Annotated in this window: 6 protein-coding genes; 1 reads left to right on the top strand and 5 read right to left on the bottom strand. The window is 61.6% G+C overall.

Annotated elements, in window-relative coordinates; translation table 11 throughout:
* Nucleotides 1-12 precede the first annotated feature (12 nt).
* The 5 genes from DYL61_RS30620 to DYL61_RS30600 all read right to left on the bottom strand — a co-directional run bounded on the left by DYL61_RS30620 (nt 13) and on the right by DYL61_RS30600 (nt 7,198).
* Nucleotides 13-1,167 (bottom strand): M14 family metallopeptidase, encoded by a 1,155-nt coding sequence (locus tag DYL61_RS30620; protein WP_135311493.1) that lies wholly within the window; start codon nt 1,165-1,167, stop codon nt 13-15.
* A 507-nt stretch (nt 1,168-1,674) separates the two neighbouring features.
* On the bottom strand, nt 1,675-3,597 hold the full coding sequence (locus DYL61_RS30615) for an acetyl/propionyl/methylcrotonyl-CoA carboxylase subunit alpha (protein WP_135311492.1): 1,923 nt from the start codon (nt 3,595-3,597) through the stop codon (nt 1,675-1,677).
* Complete coding sequence (locus DYL61_RS30610; RefSeq protein WP_135311491.1) at nt 3,594-4,400, bottom strand: gamma-carboxygeranoyl-CoA hydratase; 807 nt, start codon at nt 4,398-4,400, stop codon at nt 3,594-3,596. The genes DYL61_RS30615 and DYL61_RS30610 overlap by 4 nt, the downstream gene beginning before the upstream one ends.
* 15 nt (nt 4,401-4,415) lie before the next feature.
* A complete protein-coding gene (locus tag DYL61_RS30605) occupies nt 4,416-6,023 on the bottom strand; it encodes a carboxyl transferase domain-containing protein (RefSeq protein WP_135311490.1) in 1,608 nt (535 codons plus the stop codon).
* 11 nt (nt 6,024-6,034) lie between these two features.
* Nucleotides 6,035-7,198 carry an isovaleryl-CoA dehydrogenase gene (locus DYL61_RS30600; protein WP_135311489.1) on the bottom strand — a complete coding sequence of 388 codons (1,164 nt, stop codon included), beginning with the start codon at nt 7,196-7,198 and terminating at the stop codon, nt 6,035-6,037.
* 162 nt (nt 7,199-7,360) lie between these two features.
* Here DYL61_RS30600 and DYL61_RS30595 point away from each other — a divergent pair, with 162 nt between their 5' ends.
* The gene (locus tag DYL61_RS30595; RefSeq protein WP_135311488.1) at nt 7,361-8,998 is read left to right on the top strand and encodes an AMP-binding protein; all 1,638 of its coding nucleotides are present in this window, start codon (nt 7,361-7,363) and stop codon (nt 8,996-8,998) included.
* The last annotated feature ends 32 nt before the right edge of the window (nt 8,999-9,030 follow it).

The raw sequence follows: 9,030 nt of genomic DNA, 5'->3' as shown, positions 1-9,030 counted from the left end.
CAAGCCCGCTCACTACGGGCGCAGGGTGTGGACGATGTCGGCGATGGTGCTCAACACGTCCTTGCCCAGTTGCATCGAGCGTTTGCCCGACCAGCCGGTGTGCGGGTTGGGCGCGTCGTTGTTGTCCTTGAAGGGCATTTCCAGGGTCAGGGACAGGCAGTCGTATTTTTCGCCGACGGCGTTACAGGCCAGGGTCATGTTGGCTTCGCCCGGCAGGTCGCGGGTGTAGCCATGGGTGGTCTGGAAGTCGCGGGTCAGTGAGCTCAAGTGGCTGCGAAAGTGCTTCTCCAGCGCCTCGATACGCGGCGTGTAGCCGGGGTTGCCTTCGCAGCCGGCGGTGAACACGTAGGGGATTGCCTCGTCGCCGTGGATATCCAGGAACAGGTCCACGCCGTATTTTTCCATCTGCTGCTGGACGAACAGCACTTCCGGGCTGTTCTCCTGGCTGGCGCTCTGCCAGGCGCGGTTGAGGTCCTGGCCCATGGCGTTGGTGCGCAGGTGGCCATGAAACGCACCGTCCGGGTTCATGTTGGGGACCAGATACAGGTCGGCGACTTTCAGCAGTTTTTTCAGTTCGTCATCGCCGTCCTGTTGCAGGCGTTCGATGATGCCTTCCATAAACCATTCGGCCATGTGCTCGCCGGGGTGTTGCTGGGCGATGATCCAGATGTTGCGTCGGCCTTCGCCGCCTTTGCCACGCCGCAGCAACTGGATAGCACGGCCCTCGACACTTTTACCCGTGGCCAGCAGTTGCGTGTCGCTACGGCTCAGCGCCTGCCCGATCAACCAGTCGTGGCGCTCCCGGCTGTAGGGTTCGAAATAGGCGAACCAGGCGTGCTTCTCGCGGGTCTTGAGGCTGATATGCAGGATTTCCCCGTCAAAACGCGAAGGCACCCGAAACCAATTGATATGGTCGTAGGACGCGACGGCGTGGTAGTCGCCCCACGCGTGCGGGTAGGACGACTTGCCCGCGTTGCTCAGGCGGAAGGTGTGGGTGTGACCCACGTGCATGCCGTCGGCCTTGAAGTGGAACCATTGGTAATGTTGGCTGCGGGTGTCGGGTTTGATGGCCAGCAATAACTGATAGGCATCGTGGGCATCCAGAACCTGGATATTGCCACTGTCGAAGTCGGTGCTGATCCTGATGGACGTCAAGGCCACGGTCATAGTCTGGCTGCCTGGATAGGAGTGTCGTGGCAGATATCTTACACAGGACTCAGGCAAAATCTTGACGCAAAAATTGTTGCAGGGGAGGGGGCGTCATCCGTGACGCTGCCGAAGCTTAGAATCTATGAGATTGATTCTCAAGCGCTAATTCGCAAAGATCCGGGCTAGAGCGCCGGTTCGGCTTTCTTTTGGCGATGGTCTTTTGCTACCATGCGCGCCATTCGAGCAACACACAGTCTTCATTAGCCTGAAGCCATGCCAGGAAAACTGGCAAAAAAAAGACCCGGCCAAAGAGCCGGGTCAAAAACCGTGATTAGCCTGATGAGGAGATATTCCAAGAGTCCGACCTAAGGTCCCTTGGTCTATCGACTGATCTCGCGATCAGCTGGGTTCAATAATAATCATTATCATTTGCAAGTCAAATGTTTTTATCCGTGGGATAGAAATATTTTTCCTTTGCGTCTGTTAAGCGCTGCCTAAGCCGTTGGCCCAGGCGACCGCCACGTCCTAATCCGCCGTTTCGAGCTCCACCAGCGCACACCCTTCGACAACCATTTCGCCTTCCTGGCAGAACAGCGCCTTGACCACTCCGGCTTGCGGTGCACGTATGCTGTGCTCCATCTTCATGGCCTCAAGCACCACCAATTGTGAACCGGCTTCAACCTGCTGGCCCACGTCGACCAGTACGCGCACGATGCTGCCGTTCATGGGCGCTGTCAGGCCGCCTTGCTGGGATTGATTGGCCTCCACCGCCGCAATCGGGTCGAACAGGCTTACCGCGTGCATCTCGCCGTCCCAGCGCAGATACAGGGCAGCTGCTTGGCGAACGGCGAGGTGGGCGCGACGCACGCCTTGGTCGTCAATCAGCAACTGCTCGCCTTTCAGCTGTGCCGTGCCCGTCAGCGTGACCAACCGGTCCTGCCCATTGCAGCTTAAATGCAGGGAAACCTCCGCGGGCAAACCCGCACGGAACCCGCGTTTATCCGCCCAAGGGCCATCACCCGCCGGCAGGCTCTGCATAAAGGCTGCGCCGGCGGCCTGCCAGAACTCGTCGCTCAATGCGCCTGGCGCCGGTAGCAACTCATCCTGATAGCGTGGAATAAACCCGGTATCCAGTTCGGCAGCGGCAAAGGCCGGGTGGCCGATAATCCGCCGTAAGAAGCCCAGGTTGGTCTTGAGGCCACCGATGGCGAACTCATCGAGCATGCTTAACAGGCGCAAGCGCGCCTGCTCGCGGTTTTCGCCCCAGGCGATCAGCTTGCCGAGCATGGGGTCGTAGAAGGGCGAAACGCTGTCGCCTTGTTCCACGCCGCTGTCCACGCGGCGTCCAGGGCCTGCTGCGGATTCGCGGTACAGCGCCAGTTGCCCGGTGGCCGGCAGAAAGTCATTGGCCGGGTCTTCGGCATACAAACGCACTTCAATCGCATGCCCCGCCAGCGGCACCTGCTCCTGGGTGATCGGCAGCGGCTCGCCTTGGGCCACGCGAATCTGCCAGGCCACCAGGTCCAGGCCGGTGATTGCCTCGGTCACTGGATGTTCCACTTGCAGCCGCGTGTTCATCTCCATAAAGAAAAACTCGCCACGGGCATCCAGCAAAAACTCCACGGTGCCCGCACCGACATAACCGATAGCCTGGGCCGCCCGCACGGCGGCTTCGCCCATGGCCTTGCGTTGTTCAGCGCTCAGTCCGGGAGCCGGCGCCTCCTCGACGACTTTTTGGTGGCGCCGCTGGATCGAACAGTCGCGCTCATTGAGGTACAGGCAATGCCCATGCTGGTCGGCAAATACCTGGATTTCCACATGGCGCGGCTTGAGCAGGTATTTCTCCACCAGCATCTGGCTATTACCGAACGACGACAACGCCTCACGCTGGGCCGAGGCCAAGGCTTCTGCCAGTTGGCTCACGTCCTCGACCACCTTCATGCCCTTGCCGCCGCCCCCGGCCGTGGCTTTGAGCAACACCGGATAGCCGATGCGTTCGCAGGCAGCACGGAAGGTCTCCAAATCCTGGGCTTCACCGTGATAACCCGGCACCAACGGCACACCAGCAGTTTCCATCAGCGCCTTGGCGGCGGATTTGCTGCCCATGGCGTCGATGGCGGAAGCGGGCGGGCCGAGGAAGATCAAGCCGGCGGCTTCAATCGCGCGGGCAAAGCCTGGGTTCTCCGACAAAAATCCATAACCCGGATGAATCGCCTGGGCGCCACTGGCGTGGGCGGCGGCAATCAATTTATCGATTTGCAGATAACTGTCGGTGGCCTTGCTGCCGCCCAGGTCCACGCGAATATCCGCTTCGCGACTGTGCCGCGCATCCCGGTCGATGGCGCTGTGCACGGCCACGGTGGTCAGGCCCATGGCCTTGGCGGTGCGCATGACGCGGCAGGCAATCTCGCCGCGATTGGCCACCAAGAGTGTCGTCAGAGATCTCATGAACGCGGCTCCTGAGCTTGCCAACTCGGCGCACGTTTTTGCAGGAAGGCGCGCAAGCCTTCCTGGCCTTCGGCGCTGACGCGGATGCGGGCGATGGCATTTTCGCAATAACGGCGCAGCGCCGGGGTGAGGGCGCCGTTGCCCACCTCCCGTAGCAAATCCTTGCTGGCGCGCATCGCCGCCGGGCTGTTTTGCAACAGGTTGGTGACCCACAGACCGACTTGCAGCTCCAACTCGCCTGCGGGGTAACTTTCCGCCAGCAAGCCGAGTTCCCGTGCGCGCGGGCCACCGAAACGCTCTGCGGTCAGCGCATAACGCCGCGCCGCACGTTCGCCGATCGCCTGCACGACAAACGGGCTGATCACCGCCGGGGCCAAGCCGATGCGTACTTCCGACAGGCAGAACTGTGCATCGTCCGCGCCAATTGCCATGTCACAGCAACTGATCAGGCCCAGCGCACCGCCGTAGGCGGCACCTTGCACCACCGCCAGGGTCGGGATTTTCAGCTTGGCCAGGTTGTACATCAGCTCTGCCAGCTCGCGGGCGTCGTCCAGGTTGGTGTGGTAATCCAGTTCGGCCGATTGTTGCATCCAGGCCAGGTCGGCGCCGGCGCTGAAATGCTTGCCGCGTCCGCGCAGAACCAGGAAGCGCAGCGACGGATCGCCTTGCACCTGGTCGAGGGCGATGATCAGTTCGCGGATCATCTCGGCATTGAACGCGTTGTTCTTGGCTTCACGACTGAGCCACAGCGTGGCAAAACCACGGTTGTCGGTGATCAGTTCGAGGGTGTTGAAATCGCTCATGGGATACAGCTCCATTTACATGCGGAACACGCCGAAGCGGCTCGGCTCGATGGGGGCATTCAACGCGGCGGACAAGGCCAGGGCCAGCACGTCACGGGTCTGCAACGGGTCAATGACACCGTCATCCCACAGGCGCGCGCTGGAGTAGTAAGGGTGGCCCTGGGTTTCATACTGGTCGAGGATCGGCTGCTTGATCGCGGCTTCTTCCTCGGCGCTGAACGCAGCACCCGCGCGTTCGGCCTGCTCGCGCTTGACCTGCACCAGCACGCCGGCAGCCTGTTCGGCGCCCATCACACCGATGCGCGCATTCGGCCACATCCACAGGAAGCGCGGGTCATAGGCGCGACCGCACATGCCGTAGTTACCGGCGCCAAAGCTGCCACCGATGATCACCGTAAACTTCGGCACCTTGGCGCAGGCCACGGCGGTCACCAGCTTGGCACCATGCTTGGCAATGCCGCCGGCCTCGTATTTCTGGCCGACCATAAAACCGGTTATGTTTTGCAAGAACAGCAGGGGAATCCCGCGCTGGCAGGCCAGCTCGATAAAGTGCGCGCCTTTTTGCGCGGCTTCGGCGAACAAGATGCCGTTGTTGGCGAGGATCGCAATCGGGTAGCCGTGCAGGTGGGCAAAACCGCAGACCAGCGTGGTGCCAAACAGCGCCTTGAACTCATCGAACACCGAGCCGTCCACCAGCCGCGCAATCACTTCGCGCACGTCAAAGGGCTGCTTGGCATCGGCCGGGATCACCCCATATAGCTCTTCTGCGTTGTACAACGGCGCGACGGGCGAGCGTTGCAGCAGCTCACCCTGTTTGCGCCAGTTGAGGTTGGCCACGCTGCGTCGGGCCAGGGCCAGGGCATGTTCATCGCTGTCGGCATAGTGGTCGGCCACGCCAGAGATCTTGCAGTGCACATCGGCACCGCCCAGGTCTTCGGCGCTCACCACTTCACCCGTTGCGGCTTTTACCAGCGGCGGGCCGGCAAGGAAGATGGTGGCTTGCTGGCGCACCATGATCGCTTCATCGGCCATGGCCGGCACGTAAGCGCCGCCAGCGGTGCACGAGCCCATCACCACGGCGATCTGCGGGATGCCCTGGGCGCTCATGTTGGCCTGGTTGAAAAAGATCCGGCCGAAGTGCTCGCGGTCGGGGAATACCTCGTCCTGGCGCGGCAGGTTGGCGCCGCCGGAATCCACCAGGTAAATGCACGGCAAGCGGTTTTGCTCGGCGATGGTTTGGGCACGCAGGTGTTTTTTCACGGTGAGCGGGTAGTAGGAGCCGCCTTTCACCGTGGCATCGTTGGCGACGATCATGCATTCGACGCCTTCCACGCAGCCGATGCCGGCAATCACGCCGGCGGCGGGCACGTCTTCGCCATATACCTGGTGGGCGGCCAATTGGCTGAGTTCCAGGAACGGCGAGCCAGGGTCGAGCAGGCGATTGATGCGCTCGCGTGGCAACAGTTTGCCCCGCGACGTGTGCCGCTCCTGGGCCTTGGCGCCGCCGCCTTGCTGCACATGGGCGAGCAAGGTGTGCAGGGCGTCGACCTGTTGGCGCATCGCCGCGCTGTTGGCGGCGAACTCCGCCGAACGCGGGTTGAGCTGGGTGTGCAAGGTGGCCATGGCGCGCTCCCTCAGCGGGTTTCGTTGAACAGTTCGCGACCGATCAACATCCGACGAATCTCACTGGTGCCAGCGCCGATTTCGTACAGCTTGGCGTCGCGCAGCAGGCGTCCGGCGGGGAATTCATTGATATAGCCGTTACCGCCGAGAATCTGGATCGCATCCAGGGCCATTTGGGTGGCACGCTCGGCGGTGTAGAGGATCACCCCGGCGGCGTCCTTGCGCGTGGTTTCGCCACGCTCGCAGGCCTGGGCCACGGCGTAGAGGTAGGCACGGCCCGCGTTGAGATGGGTGTACATGTCGGCGACCTTGCCCTGGATCAGTTGGAACTCGCCGATGCTTTGGCCGAACTGTTTGCGGTCGTGGATGTACGGCACGATCAGGTCCATGCACGCCTGCATGATGCCGATGGGGCCACCGGCCAGCACCACGCGTTCGTAGTCCAGGCCGCTCATCAGCACTTTCACGCCGCCGTTGAGGTGGCCGAGGATATTGTCTTCGGGCACTTCGACGTCATCGAAAAACAGCTCGCAGGTATTGGAGCCACGCATGCCCAGCTTGTCGAACTTGCTGCCACGGCTGAAGCCTTTCCAGTCGCGCTCGACGATAAACGCAGTGATGCCGTGGGGGCCCTTTTCCACGTCGGTCTTGGCGTAAATCACGTAGGTGTTGGCGTCGGGGCCGTTGGTGATCCAGGTCTTGCTGCCGTTGAGTACGTAGTGGTCGCCGCGTTTGTCCGCGCGCAGTTTCATCGAAACCACGTCGGAGCCGGCATTCGGCTCGCTCATGGCCAGGGCGCCGATGTGTTCGCCGCTGATCAGCTTGGGCAGGTACTTGAGCTTCTGCGCGTGTGTGCCGTTGCGGTTGATCTGATTGACGCACAGGTTGGAGTGGGCACCGTAGGACAACCCCACCGAAGCCGAGCCCCGGCTGATCTCTTCAATGGCGACCACGTGGGCCAGGTAACCCAGGCCGGCACCGCCGTACTCCTCCGGTACGGTGATGCCCAGCAGGCCCATATCACCGAACTTGCGCCACATATCGACGGGAAACAGGTTGTCGCTGTCGATCTGGGCCGCGCGGGGTGCCAGCTCCTTGGCCACGAAGGACTGCACTTGGTCGCGCAGCATGTCGATGGTTTCGCCGAGGGCGAAGTTCAGGGACGGGTAACTCATGACAGGCACCTTGAATTGAACGTTGTTTTTGTGTGGTGGGCAGTCGGGGAGGGTGCTCACCTTTACGTTAACGTAAGCCTTGCGTTGCAAGCCTGTCAATCGTAGTTTACGTTTACGTCAACCCAGTGCCGTCCACCTACAACAAAGACAATAGGGGTCGTTATGGAACAACCGAATCAGAGCTACAGCCGTGGCTCACAGGACAAGACCTTGCTGGCCGTGACCATTGGCCAGGCCTTCGACCAAACCGTTGCGCGCTACCCCGATGGCGAGGCGCTGGTGGTGCGCCACCAGCAACGTCGCTACACCTGGCGGCAACTGGCCGAGGCGGTTGATCTGCATGCGCGGGCATTCATGGCCTTGGGGATGCAGACCGGTGACCGCCTGGGCATCTGGGCGCCCAACTGCGCCGAGTGGTGCATCAGCCAGATCGCCAGTGCCAGGCTTGGGGTGATCCTGGTCAACATCAACCCGGCGTATCGCCTCAGTGAACTGGATTACGTGCTCAAGCAGTCTGGTTGCCAGTGGCTGGTGTGTGCGGGCTCTTTCAAGTCGTCCGATTACCACGCGATGTTGCAAGAGCTGCAACCGGACCTGCGAGGCATCATCAGCCTTGATCCCAACCCTCCTTCAGGATTCATGCCCTGGTCGCAACTGGCGGCCCTCGGTGCCGGTGTGCCGCCCGCGCAGTTGCATGCGCGCCAGGCCAGCCTGCATTTCGACCAGCCCGTAAATATCCAGTACACCTCCGGCACCACCGGTTTTCCCAAGGGCGCCACCCTCAGTCACCACAACATCCTCAATAACGGCCACATGGTCGGCGAAAGTCTGGGTTTGACCGCCCAGGATCGCCTGGTGATCCCGGTGCCGCTGTATCACTGCTTCGGCATGGTGATGGGCAACCTGGGTTGCATCACCCATGGCACCACGATGATTTACCCGAATGACGGCTTCGACCCGCTGCTGACCCTCAGCGCCGTCGCCGAAGAGCGCGCCACCGGCCTGTATGGCGTGCCGACCATGTTTATCGCCGTGCTCGATCACCCACGGCGTGGCGAATTCGACCTGGCCACCTTGCGCACCGGCATCATGGCCGGCGCCACGTGCCCTATCGAAGTCATGCGCCGGGTCATCAGTGAGCTGCATATGGGCGAGGTGCAGATTGCCTACGGCATGACTGAAACCAGCCCGGTGTCGCTGCAAACCGGCGCCAATGACGATCTGGAGCGCCGCGTGACCACCGTGGGCCGCACCCAGCCGCAGCTGGAAAGCAAGATCATCGACCCCTCCGGTAATACCGTCCCACGGGGCGAAATCGGCGAGCTGTGCACCCGTGGCTACAGCGTGATGCTCGGCTACTGGAGCAATCCCGACGCCACCCGCGAAGCCATCGACGATGCCGGTTGGATGCACACCGGCGACCTGGCGAGCATGGATGAACACGGCTATGTGTGCATCGCCGGGCGTAACAAGGACATGATCATTCGCGGCGGCGAGAATGTGTATCCGCGTGAAGTGGAGGAGTTTTTCTTTACCCATCCGGCGGTGGCGGATGTGCAGGTTATTGGTATTCCCGATGAGCGCTATGGCGAGGAGATCGTGGCCTGGGTGAAATTCCACCCGGGCCACGTGGCTAACGAATTGGAGCTGCAAGCCTGGTGCAAAGGGCGCATTGCGCACTTCAAGACGCCCAAGCACTTCAAGTTCGTCGAGGAGTTTCCGATGACGGTGACGGGCAAGATCCAGAAATTTCGCATGCGCGAAATCTCGATAGCCGACTTGCAAACCCCAACTCAGTAACACCACAACCCAATGTGGGAGGGGGCAAGCCC

The organism is Pseudomonas nabeulensis, assembly GCF_004682045.1.
GTDB classification, from domain to species: Bacteria; Pseudomonadota; Gammaproteobacteria; order Pseudomonadales; family Pseudomonadaceae; genus Aquipseudomonas; species Aquipseudomonas nabeulensis.
This window is presented reverse-complemented; position numbering and strand designations above follow the sequence as displayed.

What these genes read in the sequence shown, in the direction of transcription:
- DYL61_RS30620 (WP_135311493.1), bottom strand. Translation starts at nt 1,167, where the DNA reads ATGACCGTGGCCTTGACGTCCATCAGGATCAGCACCGACTTCGACAGT.
- DYL61_RS30615 (WP_135311492.1), bottom strand. Translation starts at nt 3,597, where the DNA reads ATGAGATCTCTGACGACACTCTTGGTGGCCAATCGCGGCGAGATTGCC.
- DYL61_RS30610 (WP_135311491.1), bottom strand. Translation starts at nt 4,400, where the DNA reads ATGAGCGATTTCAACACCCTCGAACTGATCACCGACAACCGTGGTTTT.
- DYL61_RS30605 (WP_135311490.1), bottom strand. Translation starts at nt 6,023, where the DNA reads ATGGCCACCTTGCACACCCAGCTCAACCCGCGTTCGGCGGAGTTCGCC.
- DYL61_RS30600 (WP_135311489.1), bottom strand. Translation starts at nt 7,198, where the DNA reads ATGAGTTACCCGTCCCTGAACTTCGCCCTCGGCGAAACCATCGACATG.
- DYL61_RS30595 (WP_135311488.1), top strand. Translation starts at nt 7,361, where the DNA reads ATGGAACAACCGAATCAGAGCTACAGCCGTGGCTCACAGGACAAGACC.